We start from the raw sequence: 20,104 nt of genomic DNA on the forward strand, positions 1-20,104 counted from the left end.
GCGTTTCCCGGGTACTACTCGGCTCTGCCGACGATCCTGCGGTGGAAGGTCTCGTCCTCGGCAGCGGTGACCTCGAGGTCGTAGTGGCCCCGCGGAGCGGGCCAGAACACCGGCAGGGCTCCGCCGGCGGCGACGCGGATGCGCTTGTCGTGCTCGGCGTGGGCGAGGGCTCGCAGGTCGAGCTGGAGCTCGTGCGGGCCGTTGTTGCGCAGTTCGAGCCTGAGCCCTCGGTCGGCGTGACGGGCCTGGACCTCGATCGCTGCGGCACGGCCGTCCAGGGAGCCGCTGAGCTCCATCCGGAGGTCGCCGGGGCCGTCGATCGTGCAGTGGTAGTGCGAGGCGACCGGAACCGGCACGAACTTCTCGCCGAGCACGTCCACGTGGTGCGGTTCGCCGTGGCTGGTGCGGATCGCGAAGCGCGCGAAGCCGGGGCCCACGCAGCCCAGGCGCAACGAGATCGTCTCACCGACCACGACCCCGCCGACCTGCGGCTGAGCCGTCGCGGCGGCGGGCCGCTCGGTCACCGGGGTCTCGGAGGAATCGCGCACACGCCCGATCGTCGCCCCACCAGGACACGTCCAGGAGACCTCCTGGTGACCCGGGGGTGAATCATGCCTACCCGCGAAGCACGACCCTCCGCCGCAACGCGATCGACAGCGGTGATGCCTCGGTGGATGCGCCGCCCACCCCGTCGGTGTGACGGGGTGGGCGCGAGTGGTCGCTACAGGGCGCCCTTGGTGGAGGGGACGACCCCGGCGAAGCGGGGGTCGGGTTCCACGGCTGCGCGCAGGGCTCGGGCGATGGCCTTGTACTCGGCCTCGGCGATGTGGTGCGGGTCGCGGCCGTGGATCACCCTGGTGTGCAGGTTGATCTGGGAGTGGAAGGCCAGCGACTCGAACACGTGCCGGTTGAGCACGAACGGGTAGTTCCCGCCGATGGTGAAGGAGTTGTACTCCTCCGGCTCACCGGTCATCACGCAGTACGAGCGGCCCGAGACGTCCACCGCGGCGTGCGCGAGGGTCTCGTCCATCGGGATCCAGGCGTCGCCGAAGCGGCGGATGCCCTTCTTGTCGCCCAGCGCCTGGCGCAGCGCCTGGCCGAGCACGATCGCGGTGTCCTCGACGGTGTGGTGGGCGTCGATGTGGATGTCACCGGTGGACTTGACCTCCAGGTCGAACGCGGCGTGCGTGCCCAACGCGGTGAGCATGTGGTCGTAGAACGGGACCGTGGTGTCGATGTCGACCTGCCCGGTGCCGTCGAGGTCGAGCTCGACCAGCACCGACGACTCCTTGGTGGTGCGCTCGACGCGACCGACCCGCGTGCCTGGCTGGAAACTCACCGTTCGATCTCCTCAATGACTGCCTTGCTCGCCGCCAGGAACGCGTCGTTCTCGGCGGGCGTGCCGATGGTGACCCGCAGGTGGCTGGGGATGCCGACGTCGCGGATCAGCACGTCGGAGTCCAGGTAGCGCTCCCAGGCGCGGTGCGCGTCGGTGAAGCGTCCGAACAGCACGAAGTTGGCGTCGCTGGGCACCGCGGTGAACCCGAGCTCCCGCAGCGCGGCCACGACCCGCTCGCGCTCGCCGATCAGCGCGCGCACCGAACCCAGCGTGGCGTCGGCGTGCCGCAGCGCGGCGCGGGCGGCGGCCTGGGTGACCGCCGAGAGGTGGTACGGCAGCCTGACCAGCAACAACGCCTCGATCATCGCCGGGGCTGCGGCCAGGTAGCCCAGCCGCCCGCCCGCGAAGGCGAAGGCCTTGCTCATGGTGCGGCTGACGATGACCTTCGCCGGGTAGCGCTCGATCAGCTCGACTGCGCTGGGCCGCGCGGAGAACTCGGCGTAGGCCTCGTCGACCACGACCACGCCGGGCGCGGCGTCGAGGACGGCCAGCAGGTCGTCCGGCGAGATCGACGCACCGGTGGGGTTGTTCGGGCTGGTCACGAACACCACGTCGGGCTGCTTCTCGGCCACCAGGCGGGCCGCTTCGGCACCGTCGAGGCTGAAGTCCGCGCGGCGCGGCGCCGGCAACCAGTCGGTGCGGGTGCCTGCGGACAGGATCGGGTGCATCGAGTACGAGGGTTCGAAGCCCAGGGCGCTGCGCCCGGGACCTCCGAACGCCTGCAGGATCTGCTGCAGGACCTCGTTCGAGCCGTTGGCGGCCCACACGTTGTCGATCGCTAACCCGACACCGGTCGCGGTGCTCAGGTAGGCGGCGAGGTCGCCGCGCAGCTCCCTGGCGTCGCGATCCGGGTACCGGTGCAGGTCAGCGGCCACTTCCTGGACCGCTGCGGTCACGTCGGCGACCAGTTCCGGCGGCGGCGGGTAGGGGTTCTCGTTGGTGTTCAGCCGGACCGAGACGTCCAGCTGCGGCGCGCCGTAGGGGTTGCGGCCGCGCAGGTCGTCCCGCAGCGGCAGGTCGGCCAGCGTCGTGTCGGCGCCGAGCACGTCACTCATGGGTGTCCTTCATCGTCATTTCGCCACCTCGGCAACCGCATCGTCGGAGGTTGTCCGCCGCACCGTTGCGGCGGTCGAGGTCTGCATCGTCTCTAGAAGCGGGCGGTCACGGCTTGGCCGTGGGCGGGCAGGTCCTCGGCGTCGGCGAGTGCGACGACCTGGTCCGCGACTTCGCGGAGCGCCTGCTCGGTGTAGGAGATGACGTGGATGCCGCGCAGGAAGCTCTGCACGCTCAGGCCCGAGGAGTGCCGGGCGCAGCCACCGGTGGGCAGCACGTGGTTCGAGCCGGCGCAGTAGTCGCCGAGCGAGACCGGCGCGTGCGGGCCGACGAAGATCGCGCCGGCGTTGCGGACGCGCGCTGCGACCGCGTCGGCGTCGGCGGTCTGGATCTCCAGGTGCTCTGCGGCGTAAGCGTTGACCACCCGCACGCCGTCGTCGATGTCGGAGACGAGGATGCAGCCCGACTGCTGCCCGGTCAGGGCCGTGCGGATGCGCTCGACGTGCTTGGTCCGGCCGACCTGGCGCTCCAGCTCGGCGTCGACGGCGTCGGCCAGCTCGGGCGAGGTCGTGACCAGCACGCTGGCGGCCAGCGTGTCGTGCTCGGCTTGGCTGATCAGGTCGGCGGCGACGTGCACAGCGTCGGCGGTGCCGTCGGCCAGCACCGCGATCTCGGTGGGCCCGGCCTCCGAGTCGATGCCGATCAGGCTGCGCAGGTGGCGCTTGGCGGCGGTGACGTAGACGTTGCCGGGACCGGTGACCATGTCGGCGGGCAGCAGCTCGCCGTCGTCGGTGTCGCGGCCTCCGTAGGCCAGCAGCGCGACGGCCTGCGCACCACCGACCGCCCACACCTCCTCGACGCCCAGCAGCTGCGCGGCGGCCAGGATCGTCGGGTGCGGCAGGCCCCCGAACTCGGCCTGCGGCGGGCTGCACACCACCAGCGACTCGACGCCGGCGGTCTGGGCCGGGACGACGTTCATGACCACGCTCGACGGGTAGACCGCGAGACCACCCGGCGCGTAGAGGCCGACGCGCTCGACCGGCACCCAGCGCTCGGTGACGGTACCGCCGGGCACGACCTGGGTGGTGCTGTCGGTGCGCTGCTGGTCGGCGTGCACGCGGCGAGCACGGGCGATGGACTCCTCCAGCGCGGCGCGCACGGCCGGGTCGAGCTCGTCGAGCGCGCGGTTGACCTCCGCGGCGGGCACCCTCACCCGTTCGGGACGGACCCCGTCGAACTTGTCGGTGTAGTCGAGCACGGCGTCGACGCCGCGGTCGCGGATGTCCTCGATCACCGGACGGACCCGATGCAGCACGTGCTCGACGTCCATCTCGGCGCGCGGCAGCGTGGCGCGCAGCGTAGCGGTGGACGGAACACGACCGCGCAGGTCGGTACGGGTGAGCATGAGCATCCTTCCAACACCTCGGGACTACACCTACCAGGGTAATCGCAGCCCGCCCCACCCGTCCGCGAGCCCAGCCCAGGGTCACAGCAGCACGCCCCTAGACCACGTCAGGCAAGCACCGGAGGTGCTTCCTCACCACACCGCCCCAGCAACCGGCACCGCCGCGGGTTCTGAGCGGCTCCCTGGGGAGGCCAGCCGCAGCGCCGTGTATCGGACATGCACGAGTCTCGGATCCCGGAGCCGGAGAGCCGCTCAGGGTTCCGCTACCCGCACCGCCAGGCAAGATGACCACTGAGCATCTGATCATTCGACAATACGGGGAAAATTGTTCAACTGAGGCCATAGTTCGCCAGGGAGTTGCCACCACCGAGAACCTCTTGGACTCTTCGGAAGTCACCTCCAGTGATCGATCGGAGATCCGATGTTCAGTTCCCGGCGCAAGGCAGCACTGGTGGCCGCGGCCGCTGGTCTGGTCCTGCTGGCACCGGTTCAGGCGGGCCTCGCCGCAGAACCGACCGGTGCATCCGCACAGGACCGTGCGATCTACACGGTTCCCAACACCGACAGCGCATCCCGCACGGAGATCAACCGCAGCGGCGCGGAGGTCCTCGGCGTCACCAAGGACCGGGTCGCCAGCGTCGAAGCGACGGCGGCGGAGGCCGAGCAGCTGCGCGCCCGCGGCTTCCAGCTCACCGAGCAGACGAAGGTCGCCGACGCGCTGCAGCGCCGCAACGGCACGCAGCCGAAGGCTCCGGGCGACTTCCCGCCCGGTGACGAGGCGTACCACAACTACGACGAGATGGTCGCCGAGCTCGACAAGACCGTGGCCGACCACCCGGACATCGCCGCGAAGGTCAGCGCGGGCAAGTCGTTCGAGGGCCGCGACATCCCGGTGCTCAAGATCAGCGACAACGTGGCGACCGACGAGGACGAGCCAGAGGTCCTGTTCGACTGCAACCAGCACGCTCGTGAGCACCTGACCACGGAGATGTGCCTGCACGTCGCCCAGCGGTTCACCGACGACCACGCGGATCCGGCCGTGAAGGACTCGGTTGACAACCGCGAGATCTGGATCATCCCGTCGGTCAACCCGGACGGGTCGTCCTACGACGTGGAGTCGGGCGAGTACCAGGGATGGCGCAAGAACCGCCAGGACCAGGGCACCGACATCAACCGCAACTGGGGCCACAAGTGGGGCTGCTGCGGTGGTTCCAGCGATGACCCGGCCGACGAGACCTACCGGGGCACCGCGGCGTGGTCCTCGCCGGAGGCGGCGGCGATGCGCGACTTCATCGACTCGCGCGTGGTGGGCGGCACCCAGCAGATCAAGGCCGCGGTGGACTTCCACACCTATTCCGAGCTGGTCCTGTGGCCCTTCGGTCACACCTCGGACGACGTCACCGAGGGCATGACCCAGCAGGAGTACGACCGGTTCGAGAAGGTCGGCACCGAGATGGCGCAGACCAACGGCTACACGCCCCAGCAGTCCAGCGACCTGTACGTCACCGACGGCGACAGCCTCGACTGGATGTGGGGCCAGCACAAGATCCTGGCGTTCACCTTCGAGATGTACCCGTCGAGCAGCGGTGGTCTCGACGGCTTCTACCCGCCGGGCGATGTGATCGAGCGGGAGACCGCCCGCAACGACGCCGCAGTGGACATCCTGCTGCGCGAAGCGGGTGCCTGACCCGTCCAGGAGGGGGATGGGGGGAGGGCCCGGGGTGTGCGCGCCCCGGGCCCTCCCCTCGCGATAATGAAGCCATGGGCACCGCGACGACGATTCACCCGCCCGCACTGGTGCGCCGGGGCTCGTGGATCTACTGCCCGCTGCTCGGCGCGGTGGCGGGGTTCCTGCTGCGGGTGGTCGCCGCGTGGGTGGCGGGTCTGCAGTGGGCGCCGTTCCAGGGCGTGTTCGAGCTGGCCGCCTCCGGTGCGGATCCGTGGGGGATGTTGGTGGCGATCGCGCTGGGCCTGATCATCGGCCTGGGTTTCGCGGGGTTGTTCGCGCAGGAGCGGCTGACGGTGACCGTCGGGCCTGAGCAGGTCGTGCTGGCGACCGGCCGCAACGCGCACGAGATCGCCGGGGCCGAGGTGGACGCGGTGTTCACCGAGCGCGGACACCTGGTGCTGCTGGACGACACCGGCGCCGAGCTGGCCCGCCGCAAGTCGGGGCTGGACCGGCTGGCGCTGCGCGCCGCGTTCCGCGAGCACGGCTACGCCTGGCGGGATTGCGACCCCTACGCGGGCCGGTACGTGCTCTGGACCGAGGACACCGATGAGCTCTCGCTGCGGGTCAACGCGCTGATGACCGAGCGCGACCGAGCGCTGCGCAGGCGCGACCACAAGGAGGCCGCGCTGCTGCGAACCCAGTTGGCGGAGCAGGGGGTCGTCCTCAGGGACGGCCACCGCAAGCAGTACTGGCGCCGCGTGGACTGACGCACCAGGCGAGGTCGGGCAAGCGACGAAGTCGCCCTCGCACTGCCCCACCTGAGCACACGGCACCGCCGCGGGTTCTGAGCGGCTCTCCGGGGACAACCGCAGCGCCGTGTAAGGGACACATGCACACGTCTCGGATCCCGGAGCCGGAGAGCCGCTCAGGTTCCGCTACTCGCTCCGCTCCGCAGCAAGACCACTGGGGTCGGGGAGCATCAGGAAAGCATCAGCACGATCGAGCCGATGGCGATGCCTGCGACCACGACGACTGCGGCCACGATCATGATCATGCGGATCTTCGGGCGGTCGTCGGCGACCTCGCTCTGCGCGCGCTCTCGCCACTGGACGAACGTGGTGCCTTCTTGCTCGCTCACTTCAGCTCCTGAGAGTCGTTCGTACTTCTTCGAAGCGGCTCCCCGAGTACCGCATTGCGCCACGATGTCATATCAACTCGGACACGTGAACCACACGGTGCGCCCATCGGTCCAGCAGCGCCTCGTCGTGGCTGATGGCCAGAACTCCCGTGTCGTTCTCCCGGGTTCGCCGGTCGACGACGCGCACGAGCGCGGCGGTGGTGGAGGCGTCGAGCATGGCCGTCATCTCGTCGCACACCAGGTAGCGGGGCTGCGGGGCGAGCGCGCGGGCCAGGCAGGCGCGTTGCAGCTGGCCGTCGCTGACCTCGTGCGGCCGGCGGGTGAGCAGTTCGGCGGTGAGCCCGACTTCGTCGGCCAGTTCGGTGATGTCGCCCGCTTCCCCGCGCGCGAGCAGCGGTTCGGCGATGATGTCGCGGAGCGTGAAGCGCGGGTCGACGGCGGGTCTCGGGTGCTGGAAGACGATCCCGACCGCCTTTCGCGTTTCCGGGGGTGTGCGGTGCCGGAACCGGGTGATGTCGCCGCCATCGAGGGACACCCGTCCGGACCAAGGCCGGTGCAGCAGCGCCAGAACGCGCCCCAGCGTCGACTTGCCCGAACCGCTGGGCCCGCCGAGACCGAGCACTTCACCTGCGGGAACGTCGATGCTCGCGCCGTCGAGGACCGGTTCGCCGCGCCGGTAGCCGACGACGACGTCGGTGGCGCTCAGCACGGCGCGTGAGCGGCGATCCACCGCTCGCCCCGAGCGAGGAGGGTCGGATCTCCGGTGCAGTGCGCGAATCCGGGCTGGTCCGGACAGCGTTGGCAGTACACGCAGCCCCACTCCCCTTCGATGCGGTCGAGTTCGGTCAGCGACGGCGGGTGGCCGGGGATCGGTTCGAACCCGCCCTCGGGCAGAGCGGCCAGCAGGCCGGCGGTGTAGGGGTGCCACGGATCGTTCAGCACCTCGTCAGCGGGCCCGGCTTCGACGATGCGGCTGGCGTACATCACGGCCACGTCGGTGGCCACCCGGCGGGCGGCGGCGAGGTCGTGGGTGATCAGCAGGACCGCGCGACCGTCGGTGGCGGCATCGGCGAGCAGGTCGACGGTGCGGTGCACCAGCGGCCGATCCAGACCTGTGGTCGGCTCGTCGGCGAGGATGATCCGCGGATCCCCCGCGAGCGCCAGCGCGAGCGCGACGCGTTGCGCCATGCCGCCCGACAGCTCGTGGGGGTAGCGGTCCAGATCGGCCGGGTTGAGGCCTACGCGGCGAGCGAGTTCGTCGGCACCGCTGGGCCCGCGCAGGGAGTCGATGGTCTCGACGAGCTGCGCGCGGGCCGTGCGCACCGGGGTCAGGTGGGTGCCCGCCGACTGCGGGACGAGACCGACGCGACGACCGCGAATCCGCCCTGCCAGCACCGGTTCCGGTGCCGCGAGCAGGTCGGTCCCGTCGTCGAGCAGCGCATGGCCGCGCGTTTCGGCGTTGCCGGGCAGCAGACCCAGCAGCGCGGAAGCCAGAACGGACTTGCCGCAACCGGATTCGCCGACCAGCGCCAGCACGCGTCCCGGCCGCAGCCGCAGCGCGGCGTCGCTGACGGCACGCACCAGCACACCGCACGGCAGCCGGAACCTGACCGAAACTCGGTGCAGCGTCAGCAGATCAGTCACCTCGGGTGCCCTGATGTCGGTCACAGCGACAGCTCCGATCGTCGTCTCGGCACGATCCGGTCCCGCCAGGTCGCGGCCAGCCCGGACACCGCCAGAGTGGTGGCCACCAGCAGGCACGACGGGAACAGGACGATCCACCAGGCGCCGAGCAGCACGGCGTCGCGGCCGTCACCGAGGATGTTGCCGATGCTGGCCAGGTGCGGCGGCAGGCCCAGCCCGAGGAAGCTCAGCGCGGTCTCGTGCCACACGGCGTGCGGGACCAGCAGCACCGCCGACAGCGCGGCCTGCGGCACGATCGCCGGCAGCAGGTGCCTGCGCAGGACGCGCGTCCGCGACGATCCACCGGCGATGGCGGCCTCGACGTGGGGGCGCTGCCGCAGCGACAAGACCTCGGAGCGCACGACGCGCGCGACCGTCGTCCAGTGCGTCAGCGCGATCGAGCAGATCACCGCGACCAGGCTCCCCCTGTACAGCGCGACGATGACCACGCCGAGCAGCAGGTGGGGCACCGAGTTGACGGTGTCGACCAGCCGCATCAGCAGCCGGTCGGCCCAGCCGCCGAGCCCTCCGGCCACCACCCCCACCAACGAACCGAGCACTGTGGACACCAGGGCGCTGAGAGCGGCGACCAGCAACGACACCCGCAGTCCGGCCATCGACTGCACGAACAGGTCGCGGCCGTTGGAGTCGGTGCCGAAGGGGTGCGCGAGGCCGGGTGCGAGGCGGATCTGCTCGTAGCTCACGGCCTGACCGCCCAGCAGCATGGGCACGAGCACCGCGCCGAGCACCAGCAGCACCAGGACCGCGAGCGACGCGCGCAGGCGGGTGAGCGGGCGCGCCCGGGAAATTCCCGCGCGACCGGCCGGTTCCCAGGTCAGCTCAGCCATCTGCGGCCACCCTCGGGTCGAGCAGGATCGCGGCGACGTCGGCCAGAAGCGACCCCAGCAGCACAGCCGCCGTGGCCACCAGGGTCACCATCGCCAGCAGCGGGTAGTCCACGGCAGTAGCAGCGGTGACCACCGCACCCGCCAGGCCCGGCCAGGAGAACACCTCCTCGACCAGCACGGTCCCGGTGACCAGCTCCGGGATGCGGGCGCCGATGAGCGTCACGAACGGCAGCAGCGCGGTGGGCAGGGCGTGGCGCAGCACCACGACCCGCTCGGCCAGGCCTCGCGCGCGGGCACCGGTGACGTGATCCTCGGCCAACGAGCCCAGCATCGACTGCCGGACGTGCAGCACCAGCCACGGGGTCTGGGACACGCCGAGCACGAGCGCGGGCAGCGCGAGGTGTTCGGCGACCTGGCCGAAGGAGACGTCCTGCCCGGCGTCGGTCAGGCCGGCGACCGGCAGCCAGCCCAGGCCGAGCGAGAACACCGCGATGGACAGCAGCGCCAGCACGAACGGCGGGACGCCTTCCAGCGCGTGCCCGGCGGCCGTGATCAGCCGGTCCACGACGCCGCCCTGCCGCCACGCGGCGATCGTGCCGCCGATCAGCGCGAGCAGCACCGCCAGGGCGAGTCCGGTAGCGGCGAGGAGGGCGGTCCAGGGCAGCCGTTCGGCGACCACCTGCGCGACGGGCTGGCGCAGCGACCGGGAGATCCCGAGGTCACCGGTGAGCACGCCGCTGAACCACTGCCAGAACTGCTGCAGCACGGGCCGGTCGAGGCCCAGCTCGGCGCGCACCCGGGCCACGTCGGCGGCCGAGGCGGTGAACAGCCGCACCCCGAAGTACTGGTCGATCGGGTCGAACGGCGAAGCCGAGGCCAGCAGGAACACGCCGAGCGCGACGATCACCAGCACCGGGACGGCGAACGCCAGGCGCCTCAGCACCAGGCGCGAGATCGCCCGGGTCATGCGCTCGGCTTCCAGGTCTCGACGTTCCACCACGGGCCCCAGGTGGTGCCGTGGGTGTGCGGCTCGACGGGCGGCTGGTAGCCGGTGGAACCGCCGTCGCGCAGCACGTAGCTGTGGTCGATGAACGCCAGGTAGACCAGGCCGGGATCGGCGACGTAGGCGCGCTGGGCCTGCCGGTAGGCCTCCGCGCGCTTGGCCGGGTCCAGCTCGCGGCGGGCCGAGTCGAGGGCGGCGTCCACCTCGGCGTTGCGGTACTGGCCCGGGTTGTTGTAAGTGCCGGTACCGATCGCCGACGAGCTCAGGCTGGAGTAGACCTGCGGGTCCGGGTCCATCGGGTTGCCGCCGCCGAGCACGATGCCGTCGGTGGCCAGCCTCCCGGCGACCGCGGAGCGGTCCACACCGGCGAGTTCGACCTCGATGCCGACCTTGTTGGCGTCGGAGGCGAAACCCGTTGCCAGATCCCGGCGGAGGCTGTCGTCGGCGAAGTACATCACGGTGAACTTCGCGCGGGTTCCGTTGCGCTCGCGGATGCCGTCGGCTCCGACTCGCCAGCCCGCGTCGTCGAGAATCCGGCCCGCCTGCCGCGGGTCGTGGGCGAAGGTCGCCGCGGGCTCGTGGTGGGCGCCCATCGACGGCGGGATCGGGGTGTAGGCGGGCTTTCCGTGCCCGCCCAGCAGCGCCTTGATCATGCCGTCGCGGTCCACGGCGAGGTTCAGCGCGGTGCGCACAGCGCGGTCACCGGCGACCGGGTGGGTGTTGGGCAGCGCGATGCTGCGGTAGTCGGCTGTTTCGTGGTGCACGACGCGGAAGCCGTCGCGCGCGGCACCCTCGGCGAGCACCGGGGGCAGCACGGTGCCGTCGAACTCGCCCGCGGCTAACCGCTGCGCGCGGGTGTTGTCGTCCTTGGCGAACACGACGGTGATGTCGTGCACGGCCGGCGCGCCGCCCCAGTAGTCGGGGTTGGCGGCCCAGGTCATCTGGTCGCCCTGGCGCCATTCGACGAGCCGGTACGGGCCGGTGCCGACGGGCCGGGTGTTGAGCGGCGAGTTCTCCTGCGAGGACGGAGTGCTCAGCGCCTCGTTCGGGACGATGCCCAGGACGAGCTTGGAAGGCCAGGCGGAGTAGGGGAATTCCAGGTCGAAGCGCACTGTGTGCGGGTCGACGGCCTGGACGTCGGCGAGCATGTCGTAATCGCTGGAGACCGTGGAGGCGTACGCGGGATCGATGGCCGCGCGGTAGGTGGCGACGACGTCCTCGGCGTCGAACGGCGTTCCGTCGTGGAACTCCACGCCGTCGCGGAGCTTCACGGTCCAGCTGGTGGCGTCGGCGTTGGCCTGCGGCTGCTCCACCGCCAGAACAGGCCGCAGCTGCGCGCGCCCGTCGAAGGCCAGCAGCCCGTCGTAGAACTTCGCCGCCCCCTCGGCTCCGTACCCGAGCAGCGGGTTCAAGCTCTCCGGCTCGTACCCGTCGGCGAGCAACATCGCACCGGACTCCCCGGGCTGCGAAGGCGCAGCACAACCCGCGACCACGACCCCCACCACGACCGACAACCCAACGACCAAGCTCCGACGTTTCAGCACTCACGCACCATAGAGGTTATTGCAACTCCTTCTCAATAACCTGAGATCTTCCTCGCCACCTCCTCCAGCACGACCGACCGCAGGCGGCAAACCGGATCGCGGCGGTGTTCGATTCCCTGAAAACCCCCGTGGTCGGGGGACGGGGTGCAGGAGCAATCCGTCCCCCGAGCCCGGGAACGCACCGGAGGTGACCTGTCCCTGTGGTCGTCAGTCGACTGGTCCTGGCATGACGTCGACCGCGTAGGTGCAGGTGATCGTGTCGTTGGTGCGGGGGTCGGTGAGGTCCACGCGCCAGGTGTCGGCGAACTGGTTGACGTTGGGGATCATGGGGATGGTGCCGGAGATCAGGATCGTGCCGGGTTGCGCCAGGCCTCGGGCGCGGAGCTCTTCCAACCAGTAGTGCGGGGTGAGCAGGTCGGCGAGGGTGCCGTCCTGGATCTTCTCGCCGCCGGCCCAGGCCGTGAGCGTGATCTCGTCGAGGTGGTCCTCGACGTCGGGCAGCCGCCACGCCTTGCGGCCGACGACGTCCGGCCCGGCCTGCTTGCTCCAGGCCACGCCGTGCACCTCCAGCTCGCGGTCGGTGTGGTCGCAGGCGGCGGTGAGCAGCACGTCGTCCTCGGTGATCACCAGTGCCCACTCGGCCTCACCTGACGTTCGGCCGTGCTGCACCGGGACCACGTCGGTCTGCATCGCCAGGTAGGGCGCGACCGGGTAGAGGCAGGGCGTGCGGGTCGGGGCGGGGACGCCGAGCTCGGCCAGTTCCGCCACGTGGGCGGCCACGTCCTCTTGGCTGCGCCCGGCGTACCCGGCGTTGAGCAGCGTCGTCACCGAGACCTCGACCGCCCGGCCACCGACATCGAAATGAAGTGGGAACACAACACCCTCCCGTTTGGCATACCTCTTGTATACAGTTCGTATCACACTGTGCCGGTCCACCTGGAAATCGAGGGAGCCCATGACGAACGCGACCGCGACCGCCGCAAGACCGGCGCGCAAGGACCTGATCAAGGCATTCGTGGCGAGTCTGAGCGGCACCTCCCTGGAGTGGTACGACTTCGCCGCCTACTCGGTCGCCTCGGCGCTGGTGTTCGGCCAGTTGTTCTTCCCCAGCCACGACCCGCTGTCGGGAACGCTGCTGGCGTTCTCCACCTACGCAGTCGGCTACATCTCGCGCCCGCTGGGCGGATTCGTCTTCGGCCGCCTCGGCGACGTGCTCGGCCGCAAGCAAGTCCTGGTGATCACGCTGCTGATCACCGGGATCTCCACCGTCCTCATCGGACTGCTGCCCACCCACGACCAGGTCGGCGCGCTCGGCGCGGTGCTGCTGGTGGTGCTGCGGTTCGCCCAGGGCGTGGGCATCGGCGGCGAGTGGGGCGGCGCGGTGCTGCTGTCCAGCGAGTACGGCAGCGACGAGCACCGCGGGTTCTGGGCGTCCGCCGCCCAGATCGGGCCGCCGGCCGGGAACTTGCTGGCCAACGGCGTCCTCGCGGGACTGGCCGCCGGGTTGACCTCGGAGCAGTTCATGTCCTGGGGCTGGCGGGTCGCATTCCTACTGTCGGCCGTCCTGGTGATCTTCGGCCTGTGGATCCGCGTGAAGCTGGAGGAGACCCCGGTCTTCCGGGAGATCCAGCATAAGGGCGAGCAGGCCGGCGCCCCGGTGCGCGAGGTCCTCACGCAGGAACCGCGCGCGCTGATCGCCGGAATCCTCTCCCGCGTCGGCCCGGACGTGCTCTACGCGCTGTTCACCGTCTTCGTGCTCACCTACGCCACCCAGCAGCTGGACATGCCCAAGAGCTGGGCGGTCACCGGCGTCATGCTCGGCTCCTCCCTCCAGCTGTTCCTCATGCCGCTCGCCGGGGCGCTGTCGGACCGCTTCGGCCGCCGCCGGGTCTACGCGGTCGGTGCCGTCGGCGGCCTGGTGTGGCCGTTCGTGTTCTTCCCGCTGGTCGGAGGCGGGTCCGCGGGGCTGCTGATCGTCGGCGTGATCGTCGGGCTGATCTGGCACGCCCTGATGTACGGGCCGCAGGCCGCGTTCATCGCCGAGCAGTTCAGCCCGGCGCTGCGCGCCACCGGCGCCTCGCTCGCCTACACGCTCGCCGGGATCATCGGCGGCGCCCTGGCTCCGCTGCTGTTCACCTCGCTCTACGCCTACTTCGACACCTGGGTCGCCCCCGCCTGCTACCTGGCGGCGACCTGCGTGGTGACGCTGATCGGCCTGTGGCTCAGCCGGACTGCAACACCCGCCGGGTCGCGTTGAGGTGTTCGGTGATCGCCGCGGTCGCGGCCTCCGGGTCGCCCGCGGCGAGCGCCGAGCAGATCGCCTCGTGCTCGGCCAGCACGGACTTGCGGCGCCCGGCCGAGCGGAACAGCGCCTCGACACCGGCGCGGATCTGCCGGGCGCGCAGGCCGTCGTAGGTCTTGGACAACATCCCGTTGCCGACTGCGGCCACCAGCGCCGAGTGGAACCGGTGGTCGTGGTCGATGAACTCGCGGGCCTGGTCCTCGCCCAGCCCGCGCTGCTCGTCGAGCTGCGTGCGCATCTCGGCCAGCGGCACCGCGTCGAGCTCGACGGCGCGGCGGGCGGCGTAGCACTCGACCATCGTGCGGATCTCGAACAGCTCGCCGATCTCCCGCCCACCGAGCGGGGCGATGTAGGCGCCGCGCTTGGGCACCAGCTGGACCAGTTCCTCGGCGGCGAGCAGCAGCAGGGCCTCGCGGATGGGAGTGCGCGACACGCCGATCTCGTCGGCCAGGGCCTGTTCGTTGACGAACTGCCCCTGCGTGCTGGGATCGCTCAGGACGGTGTCCTTGAGGTGGGCGTAAGCGAGTTCACGTCCGGACGGCACTTTGACCCCTTGCTTGCATATAATCGGTATACAAGCATCGTATCGGGTTCACACCGGCACTACTGGTTTTGCATGGCGGTGCGGGCGGGGGAACCTGAGCCAGTCCGTGGACTTCGTGCGCCGCCCCGCGACCTAACGCGGCGTCACGGCGCACTCGCCGCGAAGCCGCTCCGGACCCCGTGCAGTGCCAGCTGAGAGAGCGCTCACCGAAGAGAAGAGGAAGTGGCTCCGCCACTTCGAAGCAGAACTCGTCGAAGGATGGTTGTGGCTATGCGAATCGCGTTGTGCCAGATCGTGTCGGGCCCCGACCCGAAGGCCAACTTGGAACTGGTCGCCGACGGGATCCGCCGGGCCGCCGGGGAAGGCGCCGACCTCGCGGTGTTCCCCGAGGCGACGATGGCCTGCTTCGGCGTGAAGCTGGCACCGCTGGCAGAGCCGCTGGACGGCCCGTGGGCCACCGAGGTCCGCCGCCTCGCGCAGGAAGCCGGCATCGCCGTGGTCGCGGGAATGTTCACCCCCGCCGACGACGGGCGGGTCACCAACACGCTGCTGATCACCGGTCGCGGAGTGGATGCCTCCTACGACAAGATCCACCTGTTCGACGCGTTCGGCTTCGCCGAGTCGAACACCGTCGCCCCCGGCGCTCAGACGGTCGTGGTCACCCTCGACGGCGTAGGCATCGGCTTCACCACCTGCTACGACGTCCGGTTCCCCGGGCTGTTCCAGAAGCTCGCCGACGAGGGCGCATCGGTGATCATCACTCCGGCGTCGTGGGGTTCCGGGCAGGGCAAGCGCGAGCAGTGGGAGCTGCTGGTGCGCGCCCGCGCGCTCGACTCGACCTCGTGGATCGTGGCCTGCGGCCAGGGCGACCCGCGCAGCATCGGCCGCGAACCCTCCGGCAAGGCCCCCACCGGCATCGGCCACAGCCTCGTCGCCACTCCCCTCGGCCTCGTCCACGCGCAGCTCGGTGCCGAGCCCGGCGTCGAGGTCGTCACCATCGACCCGGACGCGGTCGAAGGAGCCCGTCAGGCCGTTCCGGTGCTCACCAACCGGCGCTTCTGAACGGCTCGGAACGCCAGCGCCGTCGCGACGAGCAGTACGACCGTGGTGATGACGCTGCCCTCGACGCCGAAGCCGCCGCCGGTGAGCAGTTCAGCCGTTCCCGGCTCGGGGTCCAGGCTCAGCAACGTGGCCTGGATGTCCATCCCGGACACCTGGATCCCGGCCACGTTGCCCTGGCACCAGTTCCACACGACGTGGAAGGCGCACACACCCCACAGCGATCCCTCGGCCACCGCCCACAACCCGAGCGCCAGACCGATCAGCAGGACGTTGACCAGCGGTAGCACGCCGACGTCGAAGTTGGCTCCGTGCAGGAGCGCGAAGACCAACGCCTGGAAGATGACCGCCGCCGTGAGCCCCCACTTCCGGTAGGCGGTCTGCAGCAGGTACCCGCGGCTGACGACCTCTTCGGTGCACGCCTGCGCGGTGAACCCCACCAGCGCCAGCAGCACCGCCCCGACGTGCGCGAACCGCACCGGCCCCACCAGGTACTGACCGCTGACGAGGTTCACCACCACCGGCACCGCCAGCAGCACCACCGCCACACCGGTGCCGAACGCCAAGTGCGCGCCGATCCGAGAAGCCGGGAAGAACCCGAGGCTCGCCAGCGGACGCCGCTCCTTGACCACCACCCAGAGCGCGAGCAAACCGCTCGCCCCGAGGAAGCTCAGCAGCAGCACCAGCTGTGCCCCGATCCCCATGGGCCCGCCCACCAGGGCCAGCGCGGAAACCCCGAGCACCGGCAACAACGCCAGCGTCACCACGGCGGGCCCCACCAGCAGGCACACGACCGCCACCAGGAGCCCCAGCACAGGGCCGGTGGGCCGTCGCGCCGCCGAGGCACCGCCCAACAGAGCCGAATCCACCACGCGCACCTCCCGTTCCACCCGATCATGCCGGAACACGCGCGCCACCCGACGACTCGCCGCAGCCGGGCGAGTCGTGCCAGGTCAGGGATTCCTCCGGATCACATGTCCAGGCCGAGGTCCAGGGACGGGGAGGAGTGGGTCAGGGCTCCCACCGCGAGGTAGTGGACGCCGGTTCGGGCGTAGGCCGCCGCCACGTCGAGGGTCAGACCACCGGAGGCTTCCAGCTCCGTGCCCGGCGAGAGCACCCGGGTGCGCGCCACCGCTTCGGCGCACTGGTCCGGGGTGAAGTTGTCGAGCAGGACCAGGGAGACGTTCTCGGCCAGGACCTCTTCGAGCTCAGCGAGATCACCGACCTCGACCTCCATCGGGAGGCCCGGGGCGTGGGTGCGGCAGGCTCGGACGGCGGCCGCCGGGGAACCCGCCGCCACGACGTGGTTGTCCTTGATCAGGATCGCGTCGCCCAAGCCCATGCGGTGGTTGACGCCGCCACCGCAGCGCACCGCGTACTTCTGCAGGTCGCGCAGGCCCGGGAGGGTCTTGCGGCTGTCGCGGATCTTGCAACCCGTGCCGGCCACCGCGTCCACCCACGCCGAGGTCGCGGTGGCGATGCCGGAGAGGTGGGTCAGCAGGTTGAGCGCGGTGCGCTCGGCGGTGAGCAGGCCCCGGGCCGGTGCCTTCACCCGCAGCGCGCAGTCGCCGGGAGCGATCCGGTCGCCGTCGGCGCGTTCGTCGAGCACCTGGTAGGCGTCGGCACCCAGCACCTCGTCGAGCACCAAGCGCGTCACCGTGAGCCCCGCCAGCACACCGGCTTCGCGGGTGTTGAAGCCCGCCTCGGCGACCGCGTCCTCCGCGACCGTGGCCTCGGTGGTGGCGTCCGGCCCGTAGCGCAGGTCTTCGGCCAGAGCGGTGCGAACGATCTCGCGTGCGCCGTCGAAGTCGAAAGTCATGCCGCTGTCCTCGCGATCCCGGGCTCGGCGTGGATCAACCACCCCGAGGCGTCCAGCCGGAGCACCGTGCTGCGCCGCCAGCGCAGGTCGTCGGTGTCCGGGAAGTCGGTGCGCCGGTGGCAGCCGCGCGATTCAACGCGGATCCGTGCCGCCGCCAGCAGGGCCTGCGCGGTCAGCGTCAGCGACGCGTCCTCGACCGCCTGACGCGTCCGCAGTGGACGGACGACGGAGGCGCGGTCCAGCACCGAGCACGCCTCGGCCATCCCATCCTCGCTGCGGCCGATGCCCGCGTACCTGCTCATGGTGCGCTGCAGCAGGTCTCGCTCGACGACCGCGAACGCGGGCGGTGCGACCTCGCCCACCGGCGTGCGCGACAGCAGGCCGCACCCGAGGTCCTTGGCCACCGCGGAGGCCGCTCGCCCGCCCACGACCAGCCCTTCCAGCAGGCTGTTGGAGGCCAGCCGGTTCGCGCCGTGCAGGCCCGTGCAGGCCACCTCCCCCGCCACGTACAGGCCGGTCACCGCCGTACGACCATCCACATCGGACACCACACCACCGCACGAGTAGTGCGCCGCGCTGGCCACCGGGATCGGCTCGGCCGTCGGATCGATCCCCGCCTCCCGGCACGAGGCGTGCACGGTCGGGAAGCGCTCGGCGAAACCGGTGATCCCGGTGGCATCCAGGAAGACGTGCTCGGCACCGGTCTCCGCCGCGCGGCGGGTGATCGCCGCCGACACCACGTCGCGCGGCGCCAGGTCGCCCAGCGGATGCACCCCGTCCATCACCCGGTCGCCGCGCACGTCCAGCAGCACCGCGCCCTCGCCGCGCACCGCCTCGGTGACCAGCGGACGACGTCCGCGCGCCTCGCCCTCGGCGTAGAGCACGGTCGGGTGGAACTGCACGAACTCCAGGTCCGCCACTCCCGCGCCGACACGCAGCGCCAGCGCCACACCGTCCGCGGTGGACACGTCGGGGTTCGTGGTCGCGGCGTAGAGCTGGCCGAGACCACCGGTGGCCAGCAGCAACGCGGGCGCGTGCAGCACACCGGGACGACTCTCGGAATCCATCGCCAGCGCCCCGGCGATCGCACCGCCCTCACCACGCAGCAGCTCGACCACGCAGTGCTGCTCCAGCACCGGGATCCCGCCACCGCGCACGGCCGACACCAGCGCCCGCTGCACCTCGGCGCCGGTGGCGTCGCCACCCGCGTGGATGACGCGGAACGTCTGGTGCCCGCCCTCGCGGGTGCGTGCCAGCGCGCCGTCGACGGCGTCGAACTCCGCCCCCGCCGCGCGCAACCGCCCGATGGCCTGCGCACCGTCGGCGAGGATGTCGCGCACCGCCTGCGGCGAGCACAACCCGACACCCGCGGCCAGCGTGTCCTCGACGTGCTTGTGCAGGCTGTCGCCCGGGTCGAGCTCGTCCGGCCGCACCACGGCGATGCCGCCCTGCGCCCAGCCGGTGTTGCCCGCCTCGACGGAATCCTTGCTCAGCACCAGCACCCGCAGACCGGCTTCGCGGGCGCGCAGCGCGGCAGTCAGACCGGCCACACCGGTGCCGACGACCAGCAGGTCGGCACCGGCCTCCCAGGTCACTCCCCACCGCCGGGCTTGCCGATGGCGATCATCCGCTCCACCGAGGCCCGAGCGCGGTCGGCGACGTCGGTGGGCACGTGCACCTCATCGGCGCCTTCGCGCAGGCAGCGCAGCAGTGCCGCCGGGGTGATCATCTTCATGTAGCGGCAGGAGGCCCGGTCGTTGACCGCGCGGAAGTCGATCTCCGGAGCGGCCTTCCGCAACTGGTGCAGCATGCCGACCTCGGTGGCCACCAGCACCGAGCGCGCGCCGGTGTCCCTCGCCGCGGTGAGCATGTCGCCGGTGGACAGGATCTTCACCCGCTCCGGCTCCACGGTGCCCTCGCCCGCGAGGTAGAGCGCGGAGGTCGCGCAGCCGCACTCCGGGTGGATGAACAGGTCCGCCTCCGGCGACGCGGCGGCGCGCTCGGCCAGCTCAGGCCCGTTGATCCCGGCGTGCACGTGGCACTCACCGGCCCAGATGTGCAGGTTCTCCCGGCCGGTCTCGCGCTTGACGTGCGCGCCCAGGAACTGGTCCGGGCAGAACAGCACCTCGCGGCCCTCCGGGATGGAGCGCACCACGTCCACCGCGTTGGAGGAGGTGCAGCAGATGTCGGTCTCGGCCTTCACCTCCGCGGTGGTGTTGACGTAGGAGACGACGACCGCGCCCGGGTGCTCGGCCTTCCAGGAGCGCAGTTGCTCGGCGGTGATCGAGTCGGCCAGCGAACAACCCGCCCGCTCGTCGGGGATCAGCACCGTCTTCTCCGGGCCGAGGATCTTGGCGGTCTCGGCCATGAAGTGCACGCCGCAGAAGACGATCGTGCTCGCGTCACTGCCGGCCGCGATGCGGCTCAGCGCCAGCGAGTCACCGGTGTGGTGGGCGACGTCCTGGATCTCGGGCAGCTGGTAGTTGTGCGCCAACAGCACGGCATCGCGCTCCTCGGCCAACCGCCGGACCTCCTCGGCCCAGGCGGCATCGGCTTCGACGCCGGTGTAGCCGGCATCGGTCCGCTGCCACGTCGCAGTCGCCATCTCGTCCTCCTCGCCGGGGACTCCGAGACGCGC

20 protein-coding genes are annotated in these 20,104 nt (G+C 71.1%); 4 read left to right on the forward strand and 16 right to left on the reverse strand.

The genetic code is table 11. The features are described from left to right. Positions 1–14 precede the first annotated feature (14 nt). The 4 genes from E1161_RS06285 to hisD all read right to left on the reverse strand — a co-directional run bounded on the left by E1161_RS06285 (position 15) and on the right by hisD (position 3,857). Positions 15–548, reverse strand: coding sequence for a phospholipase domain-containing protein (locus E1161_RS06285; RefSeq protein WP_132620565.1), 534 nt, complete (start codon positions 546–548; stop codon positions 15–17). Between the two features lie 173 nt (positions 549–721). After that, positions 722–1,339: an imidazoleglycerol-phosphate dehydratase HisB gene (gene hisB / locus E1161_RS06290; RefSeq protein WP_132620567.1), complete on the reverse strand. Its 618-nt coding sequence runs from the start codon at positions 1,337–1,339 to the stop codon at positions 722–724. After that, the gene (locus tag E1161_RS06295) at positions 1,336–2,454 is read right to left on the reverse strand and encodes a histidinol-phosphate transaminase (RefSeq protein WP_132620569.1); all 1,119 of its coding nucleotides are present in this window, start codon (positions 2,452–2,454) and stop codon (positions 1,336–1,338) included. Before E1161_RS06295 ends, hisB begins: the two co-directional genes overlap by 4 nt. Positions 2,455–2,546: 92 nt before the next feature. Continuing rightward, a complete protein-coding gene (hisD, locus tag E1161_RS06300; protein ID WP_132620571.1) occupies positions 2,547–3,857 on the reverse strand; it encodes a histidinol dehydrogenase in 1,311 nt (436 codons plus the stop codon). A gap of 421 nt (positions 3,858–4,278) precedes the next feature. On the opposite strand from hisD, the gene E1161_RS06305 reads away from it, so the two are divergent. Continuing rightward, complete coding sequence (locus E1161_RS06305) at positions 4,279–5,544, forward strand: M14 family metallopeptidase (RefSeq protein ID WP_132620573.1); 1,266 nt, start codon at positions 4,279–4,281, stop codon at positions 5,542–5,544. A 74-nt stretch (positions 5,545–5,618) separates the two neighbouring features. After that, positions 5,619–6,293, forward strand: coding sequence for a YqeB family protein (locus E1161_RS06310; protein ID WP_132620575.1), 675 nt, complete (start codon positions 5,619–5,621; stop codon positions 6,291–6,293). Positions 6,294–6,505: 212 nt separating this feature from the next. On the opposite strand, the gene E1161_RS27045 is transcribed toward E1161_RS06310, so the two are convergent. From E1161_RS27045 to E1161_RS06340, 7 genes are all read right to left on the reverse strand, one after another. After that, entirely contained in the window at positions 6,506–6,664 is a 159-nt protein-coding gene (locus tag E1161_RS27045; RefSeq protein WP_165939704.1) for a hypothetical protein, read from the reverse strand. 67 nt (positions 6,665–6,731) lie between these two features. Beyond that, positions 6,732–7,373 carry an ABC transporter ATP-binding protein gene (locus E1161_RS06315; RefSeq protein ID WP_132620577.1) on the reverse strand — a complete coding sequence of 214 codons (642 nt, stop codon included), beginning with the start codon at positions 7,371–7,373 and terminating at the stop codon, positions 6,732–6,734. After that, positions 7,367–8,332, reverse strand: coding sequence for an ABC transporter ATP-binding protein (locus E1161_RS06320; RefSeq protein ID WP_235874826.1), 966 nt, complete (start codon positions 8,330–8,332; stop codon positions 7,367–7,369). Before E1161_RS06320 ends, E1161_RS06315 begins: the two co-directional genes overlap by 7 nt. Next, positions 8,329–9,195: an ABC transporter permease gene (locus E1161_RS06325; RefSeq protein WP_132620579.1), complete on the reverse strand. Its 867-nt coding sequence runs from the start codon at positions 9,193–9,195 to the stop codon at positions 8,329–8,331. Before E1161_RS06325 ends, E1161_RS06320 begins: the two co-directional genes overlap by 4 nt. Next, positions 9,188–10,195 carry an ABC transporter permease gene (locus tag E1161_RS06330; RefSeq protein WP_235874827.1) on the reverse strand — a complete coding sequence of 336 codons (1,008 nt, stop codon included), beginning with the start codon at positions 10,193–10,195 and terminating at the stop codon, positions 9,188–9,190. The genes E1161_RS06325 and E1161_RS06330 overlap by 8 nt, the downstream gene beginning before the upstream one ends. Next, positions 10,159–11,643 (reverse strand): ABC transporter substrate-binding protein, encoded by a 1,485-nt coding sequence (locus tag E1161_RS06335; protein ID WP_235874828.1) that lies wholly within the window; start codon positions 11,641–11,643, stop codon positions 10,159–10,161. The genes E1161_RS06330 and E1161_RS06335 overlap by 37 nt, the downstream gene beginning before the upstream one ends. 306 nt (positions 11,644–11,949) lie before the next feature. Further along, on the reverse strand, positions 11,950–12,618 hold the full coding sequence (locus E1161_RS06340) for a DUF2848 domain-containing protein (RefSeq protein ID WP_235874829.1): 669 nt from the start codon (positions 12,616–12,618) through the stop codon (positions 11,950–11,952). A gap of 79 nt (positions 12,619–12,697) precedes the next feature. Between E1161_RS06340 and E1161_RS06345 the strand changes: the two genes are divergently transcribed. Next, positions 12,698–13,999 carry an MFS transporter gene (locus E1161_RS06345; RefSeq protein WP_132620585.1) on the forward strand — a complete coding sequence of 434 codons (1,302 nt, stop codon included), beginning with the start codon at positions 12,698–12,700 and terminating at the stop codon, positions 13,997–13,999. Here the strand turns inward: E1161_RS06345 and E1161_RS06350 are convergent. Next, positions 13,965–14,588, reverse strand: coding sequence for a GntR family transcriptional regulator (locus E1161_RS06350; protein WP_132620587.1), 624 nt, complete (start codon positions 14,586–14,588; stop codon positions 13,965–13,967). The two genes, E1161_RS06345 and E1161_RS06350, sit on opposite strands and share 35 nt — an antisense overlap. A gap of 270 nt (positions 14,589–14,858) precedes the next feature. On the opposite strand from E1161_RS06350, the gene E1161_RS06355 reads away from it, so the two are divergent. After that, entirely contained in the window at positions 14,859–15,650 is a 792-nt protein-coding gene (locus tag E1161_RS06355) for a carbon-nitrogen hydrolase family protein (RefSeq protein WP_132620589.1), read from the forward strand. Here E1161_RS06355 and E1161_RS06360 read toward each other — a convergent pair. The 4 genes from E1161_RS06360 to nadA form a co-directional block, all read right to left on the reverse strand. Beyond that, positions 15,614–16,516, reverse strand: a complete 903-nt coding sequence (locus tag E1161_RS06360) for a CPBP family intramembrane glutamic endopeptidase (protein ID WP_235874830.1) — start codon at positions 16,514–16,516, stop codon at positions 15,614–15,616. The two genes, E1161_RS06355 and E1161_RS06360, sit on opposite strands and share 37 nt — an antisense overlap. Positions 16,517–16,617: 101 nt before the next feature. Further along, the gene (gene nadC, locus E1161_RS06365) at positions 16,618–17,466 is read right to left on the reverse strand and encodes a carboxylating nicotinate-nucleotide diphosphorylase (RefSeq protein WP_132620591.1); all 849 of its coding nucleotides are present in this window, start codon (positions 17,464–17,466) and stop codon (positions 16,618–16,620) included. Beyond that, positions 17,463–19,061 (reverse strand): L-aspartate oxidase, encoded by a 1,599-nt coding sequence (locus tag E1161_RS06370; RefSeq protein ID WP_132620593.1) that lies wholly within the window; start codon positions 19,059–19,061, stop codon positions 17,463–17,465. Before E1161_RS06370 ends, nadC begins: the two co-directional genes overlap by 4 nt. After that, positions 19,058–20,071 carry a quinolinate synthase NadA gene (nadA, locus tag E1161_RS06375; RefSeq protein WP_132620595.1) on the reverse strand — a complete coding sequence of 338 codons (1,014 nt, stop codon included), beginning with the start codon at positions 20,069–20,071 and terminating at the stop codon, positions 19,058–19,060. Before nadA ends, E1161_RS06370 begins: the two co-directional genes overlap by 4 nt. Between the last annotated feature and the right edge of the window lie 33 nt (positions 20,072–20,104).

Origin of the sequence: Saccharopolyspora aridisoli (assembly GCF_004348445.1) — a bacterium.
Taxonomy (GTDB): domain Bacteria; phylum Actinomycetota; class Actinomycetes; order Mycobacteriales; family Pseudonocardiaceae; genus Saccharopolyspora; species Saccharopolyspora aridisoli.